The organism is Devosia sp. (assembly GCF_034675085.1).
Taxonomy (GTDB): domain Bacteria; phylum Pseudomonadota; class Alphaproteobacteria; order Rhizobiales; family Devosiaceae; genus Devosia.
Window position 1 is genome coordinate 14,572 of sequence record NZ_JAUCDN010000009.1, and the last position, 12,767, is coordinate 27,338.

The 12,767-nt window shown below is 63.1% G+C and carries 10 protein-coding genes and 2 tRNA genes; 5 read left to right on the forward strand and 7 right to left on the reverse strand.

Annotation, left to right across the window (positions count from 1 at the left end; translation table 11 throughout):
* Window positions 1–26: 26 nt before the first annotated feature.
* The 3 genes from VDP82_RS01485 to cpdR form a co-directional block, all read right to left on the reverse strand.
* Window positions 27–101 (reverse strand) — tRNA-Val (locus VDP82_RS01485).
* Between the two features lie 43 nt (window positions 102–144).
* Window positions 145–219, reverse strand: a tRNA-Val gene (locus tag VDP82_RS01490).
* A 99-nt stretch (window positions 220–318) separates the two neighbouring features.
* Window positions 319–678 carry a cell cycle two-component system response regulator CpdR gene (cpdR, locus tag VDP82_RS01495; protein ID WP_323013062.1) on the reverse strand — a complete coding sequence of 120 codons (360 nt, stop codon included), beginning with the start codon at window positions 676–678 and terminating at the stop codon, window positions 319–321.
* 192 nt (window positions 679–870) lie between these two features.
* Between cpdR and VDP82_RS01500 the strand changes: the two genes are divergently transcribed.
* The gene (locus VDP82_RS01500; protein ID WP_323013063.1) at window positions 871–1,764 is read left to right on the forward strand and encodes an N-formylglutamate amidohydrolase; all 894 of its coding nucleotides are present in this window, start codon (window positions 871–873) and stop codon (window positions 1,762–1,764) included.
* 11 nt (window positions 1,765–1,775) lie between these two features.
* On the forward strand, window positions 1,776–2,564 hold the full coding sequence (locus VDP82_RS01505) for an inositol monophosphatase family protein (protein WP_323013064.1): 789 nt from the start codon (window positions 1,776–1,778) through the stop codon (window positions 2,562–2,564).
* A 15-nt stretch (window positions 2,565–2,579) separates the two neighbouring features.
* On the opposite strand, the gene VDP82_RS01510 is transcribed toward VDP82_RS01505, so the two are convergent.
* From VDP82_RS01510 to VDP82_RS01525, 4 genes are all read right to left on the reverse strand, one after another.
* Window positions 2,580–3,104, reverse strand: coding sequence for a TadE/TadG family type IV pilus assembly protein (locus tag VDP82_RS01510; RefSeq protein ID WP_323013065.1), 525 nt, complete (start codon window positions 3,102–3,104; stop codon window positions 2,580–2,582).
* Window positions 3,104–3,628 (reverse strand): TadE/TadG family type IV pilus assembly protein, encoded by a 525-nt coding sequence (locus VDP82_RS01515; protein WP_323013066.1) that lies wholly within the window; start codon window positions 3,626–3,628, stop codon window positions 3,104–3,106. The genes VDP82_RS01510 and VDP82_RS01515 overlap by 1 nt, the downstream gene beginning before the upstream one ends.
* On the reverse strand, window positions 3,625–4,974 hold the full coding sequence (locus tag VDP82_RS01520; RefSeq protein WP_323013067.1) for a TadE/TadG family type IV pilus assembly protein: 1,350 nt from the start codon (window positions 4,972–4,974) through the stop codon (window positions 3,625–3,627). The genes VDP82_RS01515 and VDP82_RS01520 overlap by 4 nt, the downstream gene beginning before the upstream one ends.
* A gap of 103 nt (window positions 4,975–5,077) precedes the next feature.
* Entirely contained in the window at window positions 5,078–6,052 is a 975-nt protein-coding gene (locus VDP82_RS01525; protein WP_323013068.1) for an alpha/beta hydrolase, read from the reverse strand.
* A gap of 376 nt (window positions 6,053–6,428) precedes the next feature.
* Here VDP82_RS01525 and VDP82_RS01530 point away from each other — a divergent pair, with 376 nt between their 5' ends.
* The 3 genes from VDP82_RS01530 (at window position 6,429) to gltB (ending at window position 12,731) form a co-directional block, all read left to right on the forward strand.
* Window positions 6,429–6,887 (forward strand): Hsp20 family protein, encoded by a 459-nt coding sequence (locus VDP82_RS01530; RefSeq protein ID WP_323013069.1) that lies wholly within the window; start codon window positions 6,429–6,431, stop codon window positions 6,885–6,887.
* Between the two features lie 128 nt (window positions 6,888–7,015).
* Entirely contained in the window at window positions 7,016–7,489 is a 474-nt protein-coding gene (dps, locus tag VDP82_RS01535; RefSeq protein ID WP_323013070.1) for a DNA starvation/stationary phase protection protein Dps, read from the forward strand.
* A gap of 529 nt (window positions 7,490–8,018) precedes the next feature.
* Window positions 8,019–12,731 carry a glutamate synthase large subunit gene (gene gltB / locus VDP82_RS01540; RefSeq protein WP_323013071.1) on the forward strand — a complete coding sequence of 1,571 codons (4,713 nt, stop codon included), beginning with the start codon at window positions 8,019–8,021 and terminating at the stop codon, window positions 12,729–12,731.
* Window positions 12,732–12,767 lie beyond the last annotated feature (36 nt).

The window sequence follows — 12,767 nt, forward strand, 5'->3', positions numbered from 1 at the left end:
CCTGCGACGATGAGGAAGGGGGGAAATGGTGGGAGTAACAAGGATTGAACTTGTGACCCTTCGCGTGTGAAGCGAATGCTCTCCCGCTGAGCTATACTCCCACTGCCCCTATTCCTGCGTGGCAGGTGGGCGGCCGGAAAGAGATGGTGGGCGTAACAAGGATCGAACTTGTGACCCCTACGATGTCAACGTAGTGCTCTCCCGCTGAGCTATACGCCCATCTCTCCGGGCCGGATCGGCTGCGCCGTTCCGGTGGCGCGGATAGACCATGAAAACCCCTCTTGGGTCAAGAGGGCAAACCCAGCTTTGTTGAACGGCTCACGCCGCCAGCAGGCGCTCCACCTCGTTGACCAGATCCTTGAGGTGGAACGGCTTGCTCAGCACCGAGGCATCCTTGGGCGCGTCGCTGTCGGGATTGAGCGCCACGGCGGCAAAACCGGTGATGAACATGACCTTGAGATCCGGATCGAGCTCGGTGGCGCGCCGCGCCAGTTCGATCCCGTCCATTTCGGGCATGACGATATCGCTCAGAAGCAGGGCGAAGGGCTCTTCGCGCAGCCGCTCATAGGCCGAGAGCCCGTTGTCGAACGAAACCACTTCATAGCCCGCATTCTTGAGCGCGCGTGTCAGGAAAGAGCGCATGTCGTTATCGTCTTCAGCGAGCAGGATTCGCTTCATCGGGGTCTCCGGCCATTCTGGCATTGAGTCGGCGTCTGGCGGTGATGTTTAAGCGAACTGGGCCACCATGCAACCGCCAGCCGAAGTCTGCGGACAATTTTGCGGCAATCTGGACAAGCCCGGGACAAAGAACGAAACTCCAAGGGCAAATCAGCGCCGGGCCTTGCGCCGGTGCTTCGCATGGGAGGCAATGTGCGGTCCGACTATTGGGATCAGCCGGCATTTGAAACCGTCCGGCCCCGCCGGCTGGTGGCGCCCTTGGTGTTCAATTCGCCCCATTCCGGCCGCGTCTATCCGGCGCGGTTCCTGGCCATGACGCGGCTCGACCACCTGTCCATCCGCCAGTCCGAAGACGCCTATATCGATGAATTGTTCGCCCGCGCCCCGCATCTGGGCGCGCCGCTGCTGCGCGCCCACTTCCCCCGCGCCTATCTCGACGTCAACCGCGAGCCGTGGGAACTCGACCCCACCATGTTCATTGAACCGCTTTCCGACCGTTTCAACACCGCCTCGCCCCGCGTCGCCGCCGGTCTGGGCACGCTGGCGCGCGTCGTCGCCGAGAACAAGCCCATCTACCGCGAGCGGCTGACGCTGGACGATGCGCGTATGCGCATCGAAGGCATCTACCACCCCTATCACGCCGCCCTGCAGAACCTGCTGAGCGAAGCGGTGAGCGCCTTCGGCGTGGCGTTGCTCATCGACTGCCACTCCATGCCGCGCCTGACCCGCAGCCATGACCGCGCCGCGCCCGACATCGTGCTGGGCGACCGCTACGGCACCACCTGCGCGCCCGCCCTGGTCGATCTGGCCGAAACCATCTTTGCCGGCGCCGGCCTGCGCGTGGCGCGCAACCGGCCCTATGCCGGGGGCTTCTGCACCCGCACCTATGGCCGGCCCCAGCATGGCGTACATGCCTTGCAGGTCGAAATCAGCCGCCATCTCTATATGAACGAGGTGACGCTGGTGCGCCATGAGGGGTTCGAATCGATCCGCCTGCTCATCGAGCGCTTCATCTTCGCCCTGATCGGGCTCGATCTGGTCTCCCTGGCCGGCCCGCCGGTTCCCAGCCGCGCCGCCGCTGAATAGAGTTTGCTGTCATGACCCCCGATTTCGAAAAAATCGAAGCGACCCTGCTTGCCGCCGCCCAGGCTGCCGCCGAACGCACCCTGCCGCTCTTCCGCACCGGGCTGGGCATCGACAACAAGCTCGCCAGCGGTTTCGACCCGGTAACCGAGGCTGATCGGGGCGCAGAGACCGCCATCCGCGCCGTCATTGCCGAGGCTTTTCCCGACCATGCCATTATCGGAGAGGAATGGGGGCGCTCGGGCGAAGGTCCCAATAGCTGGATCATCGATCCGGTCGATGGCACGCGCGCCTTCATTTCGGGCGCACCGGTCTGGGGCACGCTGATCGGCTTCGCCCATGAGGGCGTCGCCATCGCCGGCATCATGAGCCAGCCCTTTATCGGGGAAACCTTCCTCGCCCTGCCCGGACGCTCCCTGTATCGCCGCGCCGGCGAGGCAACCCCCATCCGCGCCAGCGGCCAGGCCGAACTGGCCCCCAGCCGGGTCTTCACCACCACCCCCGCCCTGTTCGACACGCCCCAATTGCAGGCTGTCTGGCAGGCCGTCGAAGGCGCGACGCGCCTCCAGCGCTTCGGCATGGATTGCTATGGCTATGCCCTGCTCGCCGCCGGCCATGCCGATCTGGTCATCGAGCCCTACCTCAACACCTATGATATCGCCGCGCTGGTGCCCATCATCCGCGAAGCCGGCGGCGCCATCGCCTGCTGGGACGGGAGCGAGCCCACCGGCGGCGGCAATGTCGTGGCCGCAGCCACCCCGCAATTGCTGGAAAAAGCCCTGAAGCTCATCAACGTCGCTTGAACCGCAGACCTTTCCTCAACTCGCAAAGGGAATTTCCTTGAGGAAGCGAGGCCGGTTCACCAGCGTTTCGCGAAAAACCATCGAGCCGAGCCCGAAGCCGGTCACCATGACGGTGAAAGGCACATAGGTCTCGGTGACGATCACCGAATCGCCCGTCGCGATAGCGGGCAGCTCCGTCAGATCGACGCTACTGGTGGTGATGAGCCCCACATTGCCGACCTTGTCGGACCATTTGATGGTCATCTTGCCGCCCACATTGCTGACGCTGGTGAGGCGCAGAGCCGGCATTTCGCTCGAAAGCGGAATCGTCTCACTCATGAAATCGCTCATCTCCACCACGGAGGCATGCGTGATCTCGCGCTTCCGCGACACCATATCGGCAATGGTTGACGACACCTTGGCGACGATCTGGTTGGTGCGGAAGGCATCATAAAGCGTCACCGAGCCCAGCATCAAGGCCAGCAGCACCGGCGCCAGCAGGGCAAACTCGATGGCCGAGACACCATCTTCGCCGCCGATAAAGCGTCGCCACTGTTTCATCAGGCCGGCTCGTTCATGAAGCCGGATTTGGCGATCAGGCGATGCTCCCCCCGCTCGTCGCCCGGCAGAGACAGCAGTACGGCCAGCATGGGCGTGATGGGAGCCACAATGAAACAGGCGCGCACGAACACCAATTGCTCGCGATTGCCGATGGAAAAGCGCAGCACCGGCCTGGGGTCGCTGCCGCGCGTCATGCAGCGGGTGCTGTCCGTGGGATAGTCGGCTTTGCTGGCAATAGGCAGGAACTCGAGCGCCAGCGAGGCCTGGCAATCGGCCAGCACCACCGCCCGCTCGCAGACCCGGTTGCGCACCCGCTCCAATGTGGGGTTTTGGAACGAGCCGATGCGCACCTCCCGTATGGTCATGTCGAGGGCGCGATCCAGCATCATGGTCTGCGTCATCATCCAGCCCGTCTCGATCGTTCCCAGGATCAGCGCAATCAGGATGGGCGCGATCATGGCGAATTCGAGCGCCGCAGCACCGGTAGAATTGCGCCACAACCCCCGGAATCGACTGGCTCTCATTGCGTCAGCCTCAGGCTTTGGATCGCGGAGGCGATGGATTGGAAGGCGGTGCGGATATCCAACCCTGAAACGGGGTAATAGTGGTTGACGGTGGTGGCGCAGTCGCGCATCTCGCTGGCTTTGGTCGCTGGCACCTCGAAGCCGATGGTATAGACGATGATGCCGTTATTCTTGGCGGCGGTGCAGGCACGCTGGAGGTAAATTCCGTTGGTCCCCTCGGTACTGACCGGGGTTGTAGTGAGCCTGTCCGGATAGCGATAGTTGGAGGTTGGCCTGTTCTGGGCACTGATACCGCCATCGGTCATCAGCACGAGGATCTTGACCGTTTCCTCGTCGGAATAATCCACGGGCCTGCCGCGTGCCGCTTCGGGGGTAATCCCGGCGTTGATCGCAGTGTTGACCAGGCCGCGCGACGTAGGATCCAGTAGCATCGACCCCCATTTCACACCGTTATGGGTTCCCGTCGCCGAGTAGAGAATGAAATCATTGATGCGGCTTTTGAGCACGGCGGCATCGTTGGAAAGATAGCTGATCGAGGTTTCCTCACCCGGACACCACCATCCCTTGGCCGGCTCAACCCCAGCCACCCACCCCTCGGGATTATTGTTGCGCGGATCGGGCGTATAGCCGATGAAATGCGGCAGTTGCGCCCGGTTGAGCAGAGTGACCAGAGTGGTCGCCGAATATTCGGCCACTGAAAAATCAATGCAGGAATTGTCATTATTCGTGCGTTTCACGCCCATGGCGTTGAACATGGTCTTGCCCATATTCACATGACCCGAAAATGGCACCACACTGATCGTGGTGACACTACGGGTTTCAGGCGTAAGCAGTGCGTCCAGGAAGTCCGCCGCGGCCAGCTTCAGGTTTTTGAACCTGGTGTTGCCGCTTTTGCCACTCGTCTCCCACATGGAGATCGAGACGTCGAGCACCAGCGAGATTTCAACATTCATTCGGCTCTGCGTCGCCGCGCCATGGGCGGTCACATCCAGGCTGCCAATGCCGATGAGATTGAGGAATGTCGTGGGCAGGGGATAGACTGCGGTCACCTCCACGTCCCGACGGGTCAGGAATGACTGCTCGGAATAGGTCAGTTCCGTATCCGCAAGAAATTCCACGTTTTCCATATATTGGGCGACGGTTTCCGCCAGCGGCCGCGTCTGGGTCAGCGCCGCTCCCGCCAAAGCGGCGCGATCAACGCCATCCTGCAGGATAGAGCGCGCCCGCTCGAAACGCGCCAGATCGACCGCCGCGCCAGCAATGATCAGAATGGGCAGAAAAACCAGCGCCACGATGATCGCAACATTGCCGCTGCGATCAGCCTGAAAGCGCCTGATGTTCCGCATCCATGACACGTTGAGGTTCCCGCCCGTCCCGATAGCTGCGAGAACATACAGACACAGAGGTTTACCGCGCGTTTAAGCCTGTGTTGCAAGGCCGTGCGTTGTCTTAGGCGCTCTGCTCGGTGATGAAGGCGTCGAAGGCGGCAAGGACCTGGGCGCGGATCGGCTCGCTCTCCATGAACAGCTCGTGCCGCGCACCCGCCACCACCATATGCCGCCCGGTGCGCAGGCGCAGCCCCAGCCGTTCGATGGCGGCCGGGGAGACCACGCTGTCGCGCGCCGCCGCCAGCATCAGCAGGGGGCTTTGCACCCGGGCGGGAAAATCGTCGCGCGCCACCTCGGCCATGGCCGCCATCGCCGCCGCTGCCCAGCCTATGGTGGGCGAGGCGATCTCCAGATCCGGCCGGGCGCGCACCACATCGACCATGCGCATATAACGCACCATGTCGCCGGTGAGGGGATTGTCGGGAAAGCTGGTTTCGGAAGCGGGTTTGTCGGCCTTGCGGCCCACCGGCAACCGGCCCAGACCGAGGAAATTGAGCGCGGCCGTCACTCGCGCCATGCCGGCCATGCTCAGCGGCTGCCCGTCCAGCGACAGCATGGGTGCGGACAGGAAGATGCGGTCGAACATCAGCCGGTCGCGCACGCCGGCAAGGAGCGAGGCGAGCCCGCCCATGGAATGGCCGACGAGATAAAAGGGGCCCGGACAGTCGGGCAGAAGAATATCGCCGTGAAAGCAGCGCAGGTCGGTCCAGTAATCCTCGAAACGATCGACATGGCCCAGCTTTCGATTGCCGATCAGCCGGTCCGAACCGCCCTGGCCCCGCCAGTCGAACGTCGCCACGGCAAAGCCGCGCCGGCGGAAATCGGCAATGGTCTCGAAATATTTCTCGATGAATTCGGTGCGCCCCTGCACCAGGCATATGGTGCCGCGCGGCTTGCCCTCGCCCCGGGGCCAGAGCGCATAGCGCAGGCGCACGCGGTCGCTGGTGATGAAATAACCCACCCGCGCCCCTTCGGGGACCGGATTGGACGGAATCGAGACCAGGCTTGGTCCGCTCGGATCGACAATGGCGCTCATGTTCACGGCCCCCGATAGATCGCTCCCATGCTCATAGAATAAAGAGGTTGAAAAAGGAAAACCGGCGCTTCTCTCGAAACGCCGGCTTCCATTTGGCGGCCCATGCGGGGGGCGGGTGATGGACCGCTTTGTGGGCGTGGCGGGGTTGCCCTCACCACATGCCCCTCTTCTAGTCGGCCCAAGCTGAACCCAGAAGGATAGGCTCGTTCATTTTCGGTTCATCTTCGCCCCCTTGAACGGGCGAAAATCCCCCCTACATCAATTGTGTTCGCCGGACTTTCCGGGAACCCCGATCCCGGGCCATCCGGCTCGCCGCATTCAGGGAGCCATGCCGAGGGATATGGGACATCCACGTTGCTCATGGAGAATGTGACAAATGCAGACCATCGATTTTTCCCCCTTCTATCGCTCCACCGTCGGCTTCGACCGCGTGTTCAACCGTCTCGACACCCTGGTCGGCCAGGAAGCCAAGACCTACCCGCCCTATAATATCGAGCGCACTGGCGAGGACGCCTATCGCATCTCCATCGCCGTGGCCGGCTTCTCCAATGGCGACATCGCCATCGAGACCAAGGAGAACAGCCTCGTGGTCAAGGGCGCCAAGCCCGCCGAATCGAGCGACAAGTCCCGTGAATTCCTCCATCGCGGCATTGCCGAGCGCGCCTTCGAGTTGCGCTTCCAGCTTGCCGACTATGTCGAGGTCCAGGGCGCCAGCCTCGAAAACGGCCTGCTGCATCTGGAGCTGAAGCGCGAGCTGCCCGAAAGCAAGAAGCCGCGCACCATCCAGATCAATGCCGGCGCCGCCGCCAGCATCGAGGACAACTCGGTCAACTAAGCCTTACCGACACCTCCCGGTAACGACGAGGGCGCGGCCACCCGGTCGCGCCCTTTCTCTTGCAGGGCGGGAACCGCCTCGCGCCCCGCCGGTTATATCCCATCCCTCGCGCGTCAAAGGATAGACCCATGAAGCTTCCCGCCATCGCCCTCAAGGCCAACGCCAAATCCGCCGTCATCGACATTCTCAACGCCCGGCTCGCCGATGCCATCGACCTGGCATTGATCACCAAGCAGGCGCATTGGAACCTCAAGGGCCCCGGTTTCATCGCCGTCCATGAAATGCTCGACCCCATGCGCGCCGATCTCGACACCCATGTCGACATCATCGCCGAGCGCGTGGCCCAGCTCGATGGCATTGCCCTGGGCACCAAGGAAGTGGTGGCCAAGACCAGCACTCTGGGCGCCTATCCCACCGATATCCGCAAGATCAACGACCATCTGGCAGCCCTGGCCGACCGCTATGCGGCACTGGCCAACCAGGTGCGCGAGGATATCGACGCCACCGACGAGGCCGGCGACGCCGACGCGGCCGATATTCTCACCGCCTTTTCGCGCGATCTGGACAAGAACCTCTGGTTCATCAAATCCCATCTCGAATAGGCTCGGCGCCCTCTACGTCCGGGAATGACGATAAAGTCCTATTTCGCCAGAAGCGAAAATAGGACTTTATTGCTTTTAAGGCCACAAAATAGGAGTTCTGCATAATTTCCACGCGCAATGCCTGAATTTTATGCAAAACAGTGCCGCAACACCTATAAATCCTATGGTAAAATATAGGATTTCCTACAAAAATTTTCCTGGCCACACTGAAATCGCTTGTCGCCAGTTTGGAACTATGCAAATGTGCGGTGGTTAGGACAGCATCCCTGCCCTAACCACCGCGCCGTCCCGCTCTCCGTGGGCGCGGCGCCGAAACCGTCCCCTTGGGAGGGAAGGGCCTTGCGGGCCCGAAGCCGGCGGCCATTTGGATGCAGTGCCGCCTATCTGAACCAACCACCTGCCCATCGGCCGGACAGTTTCCGGCCGGGCCGGCATCGTGTCTGCTCTCCCGTTCCGGGGCAGCGGGCTTTCTTGTGGGCGACAAGGCCCCGTCATCGGCCCTTCGGGCCCCTATTTGGAAGAGAAGATCATGGTCATCAGTTCGGTCGGCTCCAGGCAAACCCCAACACGAGAACTAGCCGCCGGCTCCGTTTCGGGGCGGCCGGCGGCGCAGGGATTATACGATCCCAAAAACGAGCACGATGCCTGCGGCATCGGCATGATCGCCAATATCGGCAACCGCCCCAGCCACGAAGTGGTCGAAAAGGGGCTCGAAATCCTCGAAAACCTGGAACATCGCGGCGCCGTGGGTGCCGATCCCCTGATGGGGGATGGCGCCGGCATCCTGATCCAGACCCCGCACGACTTTTTTGCCAAGGTCCTGCCCTTCCCCCTTCCGCCCCGCCACCATTATGCGGTGGTGATGATCTTTTACCCCAACATCCCCGCCCTGCGCGACCGCTGCGCCACCATCATGCGCGCCTGCCTCGCCGGTGAAGGCCTCACCCTTTTGGGCGAGCGCGTCGTGCCCACCGACAATGCGCGGCTTTCCCAGGGCGTGATCGCCACCCAGCCGATCATCGAGCAGATGATCCTGGCCCGCCCCGCCGACCTGACCCTGGATGAATTCGAGCGCAAGCTCTTCATCGCCCGCAAGGTCATCTCCAACACCGTCTATGATAAGGTGCCCGAAAGCGCCGGGGATAACGGCTTTTACGTCGTCTCCATGTCGGCCCGCACCCTGGTCTACAAGGGCATGTTCCTGGCCGACCAACTCGGACGCTTTTATCCCGACCTCTCGGACCCCGATTTTTCCAGCGCCATCGCGCTGGTGCATCAGCGCTTTTCCACCAACACCTTCCCCTCCTGGAAGCTGGCCCATCCCTATCGCATGACCACCCATAATGGGGAGATCAACACCATCAGGGGCAATGTGAACTGGATGGCGGCGCGCCAGGCCAGCGTGCATTCGCGCTATTTCGGCGAGGATATCGGCAAGATCTGGCCGATATCCTATGAAGGCCAGTCCGACACCGCCTGTTTCGACAACGCGCTCGAATTCCTCGTGCGTGGCGGCTATTCGCTGCCTCATGCCGCCATGATGCTGATTCCCGAGGCCTGGGCCGGCAATCCGCTGATGGATGAGAAGCGCCGGGCCTTCTATCAATACCATGCATCGCTGATGGAGCCCTGGGACGGGCCGGCCGCCATGAGCCTCAGCGATGGCCGTTATGTGGTGGCAACGCTCGACCGCAATGGCCTGCGCCCGGCCCGTTATCTGGTGACGAGGGAAGGCCATGTGGTCCTGGCCTCCGAATCGGGCGTTCTGGCCATTCCCGACGAGGACATCGTCGAGCGCTGGCGGCTCCAGCCGGGGCGGATGCTGCTCATCGATCTCGAACAGGGCCGCATCATCTCCGACGACGAGATCAAGGCAACGCTCGCCACCGCCAATCCCTATGCCGACTGGCTGGCCCGCACCCAGATCGTGCTCGAAGACCTGCCGCCGGTGCCGCCCAAGGCGCCCGAGCCCAGCGCGGCCTTGCTCGACCGGCTGCAAGCCTTCGCCTATACGCAGGAAGACCTGAAGCTGCTGATGGCCCCCATGGCCACCACCGGCCAGGAGGCCGTGGGCTCGATGGGCACCGATACGCCGCTTTCGGCGCTCTCGAACCGGCCCAAGCTGCTCTACACCTATTTCAAGCAGAACTTCGCGCAGGTGACCAACCCGCCCATCGACCCCATCCGCGAGGAATCGGTGATGAGCCTCGTCTCCTTCATCGGGCCCCGGCCCAATCTGTTCGATCTCGAAGGGCTTTCCACGCTCAAGCGCCTGGAAGTGCGCCAGCCGGTGCTGACCAATGAGGACCTGGAAAAGATCCGCGCCATCGGCGACATCGAAACCAACCAGTTCAAGACCAAGACGCTCGATATCACCTACCCCAAGGTGAATGGCGCGCAGGGCATGAAGGCGGCCATCGATACGCTCTGCCAGGCCGCCGAGGAGGCGGTGCGCGGGGAATACAACATCATCATCCTCTCCGACCGGCTGGTTGCGGCCGACCGGCTGGATATCCCGACGCTCCTGGCGCTGGCCGCCGTGCACCATCACCTCATCCGCAAGGGCCTGCGCACCTCGACGGGCCTGGTGGTGGAAACCGGCGAGGCCCGCGAAATCCACCACTTCGCCATGCTGGCCGGCTATGGCGCTGAGGCCATCAACCCCTATCTCGCCTTCGAGGCGCTGCGCTCGCTGCATGCCGAGGGCAATTATCCGCAAGAAGTTTCGGCCGACGAGGTGGTGCAGCGCTATATCAAGAGCGTCGGCAAGGGCCTGCTCAAGGTGATGTCCAAGATGGGCATCTCGACCTACCAGTCCTATTGCGGCGCCCAGATCTTCGACGCGGTCGGGCTCTCCTCCGATTTCGTGGACACCTATTTCTTCGGTACCGCCACGGCCATCGAGGGCGTGGGGCTCAAGGAAGTGTCCGAGGAAACCGTGCGCCGGCACACCCTGGCCTTTGGCGACGACGCCCTGTTGCGCCGTTCGCTCGATGTGGGCGGGGAATACGCCTTTCGCATCAGGGGCGAAAAGCATGCCTGGTCGCCCGATCTGGTGGCCGACCTCCAGCATGCCGTGCGCACGCGCGAGGAAAACCCGGAAACGGCCCAGGCGCGCTATGACGACTTCGCCGCCAAGGTCAATGAAGGCGAAAACGGCTATCTGGCCATAAGGCACCTCTTCGACATCAAGCCCCTGGGACCCGAAATCAGCCTCGATGCGGTCGAACCGGCCGCCGAGATCGTGCGGCGCTTCGCCACCGGGGCCATGAGCTTCGGCTCGATCAGCCGCGAGGCCCACACAACCCTGGCCATCGCCATGAACACCATTGGCGGCAAGTCCAATACCGGCGAGGGCGGCGAGCAGCCAGACCGCTACAAGCCGCTGCCCGATGGTGGCCGCAATCCCCTGCGCTCGGCCATCAAGCAGGTGGCCTCCGGCCGCTTCGGGGTGACGGCGGAATATCTGGTCAATGCCGACCAGATCCAGATCAAGGTGGCGCAAGGGGCCAAGCCCGGCGAAGGCGGGCAATTGCCCGGCCACAAGGTGGACTGGGTGGTCGCCAAGACCCGCCATTCCACCCCCGGCGTCGGCCTTATCAGCCCCCCGCCCCACCACGACATATATTCCATCGAGGATCTGGCCCAGCTCATCTACGACCTCAAGAACGTCAATGAAGAGGCCGACATCTCGGTCAAGCTGGTTTCGGAAATGGGCGTGGGCACGGTGGCGGCGGGCGTCGCCAAGGCGCGCGCCGACCACATCACCATTTCCGGCTATGACGGGGGCACCGGCGCTTCGCCGCTGACCTCGCTCAAGCATGCCGGGGGTCCATGGGAGATCGGCCTGGCCGAAACCCACCAGACGCTGGTGCTCAACCGCCTGCGCAGCCGCGTACGGCTACAGGTCGATGGCGGGCTCAAGACCGGCCGCGACGTGCTGATCGGGGCGCTGCTGGGGGCCGACGAGTTCGGCTTTGCCACCGCTCCCCTCATCGCCGCCGGCTGCATCATGATGCGCAAGTGCCATCTCAACACCTGTCCGGTTGGCGTGGCCACGCAGGACCCGGTTCTGCGCAAGCGCTTCAAGGGCACACCCGAGCACGTCATCAACTATTTCTTCTATGTCGCCGAGGAATTGCGCAGCCTGATGGCCCAGCTTGGCGCCCGCAGCCTGGACGAGGTGATCGGCCGCGCCGACCTGCTCGATCAGAGGCGCCTCGCCAACCATTGGAAGAGCGAGGGGCTCGATCTCGCGCGGCTCTTTCATAAGCCCGAGCCGATAGGGGGCGATACGCTCCATCATTCCGAGCGGCAGGACCATCACCTTGAAAGCGTGCTCGACCGCAGGCTGATCGAACTGGCCCGGCCGGCCCTCGACAAGGGCACGCCGGTGCAGATCGAATTGCCGATCAGGAGCCGCGACCGCTCGGCCGGCGCCATGCTCTCGGGCGCCCTCGCCCGCCGCTACGGCCATGAGGGCCTGCCCGAGGATACCATCTCCATCCACCTCACCGGCACCGCCGGCCAGGCTTTCGGGGCTTTCCTCGCCAAGGGCGTCTCCATCGACCTGGTGGGCGATGCCAATGACTATGTCGGCAAGGGGCTTTCGGGCGGCCGCCTCGTCGTACGCCCGGGCGAAAAGGCCGGCTTCGTGCCGGAAAACTCGATCATCGCGGGCAATACGGTGCTCTACGGCGCCATTGCGGGAGAGTGCTATTTCCGCGGCATCGCCGGGGAGCGCTTTGCGGTGCGCAATTCCGGCGCCATCGCCGTGGTGGAAGGCACGGGCGACCATGGCTGCGAATATATGACGGGCGGGCTCGTCGTCGTCATCGGGCCCACCGGGCGCAATTTCGCCGCCGGCATGAGCGGCGGGGTGGCCTATGTGCTCGATGAGGATGGCAGCTTCCGCTCGCGTTGCAATCTCGCCATGGTCGATCTCGAACCCGTCGAGGAAGAAGAAGATTTGATGCGGAAGCTGCACCACCATGGTGGCGATCTCGAATGGCATGGCCGGGTGGATATTTCGGGCGACATGACCCGGCATGACGACGAGCGCCTGCATCAGCTCATCTCCAATCATCTGCATTACACGGGCTCCACCCGCGCCCGGCACATCCTGGAGAACTGGGGCGAGATGCGGCCCAGATTCGTCAAGGTCATGCCGGTCGAGTACCGCCGCGCCATCCTCGAGATGGAAAGAAAGCACGCCTCTGGCGCGCATGTGGCGGCGGAGTAAAGGGGGACGATATGGGTAAGGTAACGGGCTTTCTCG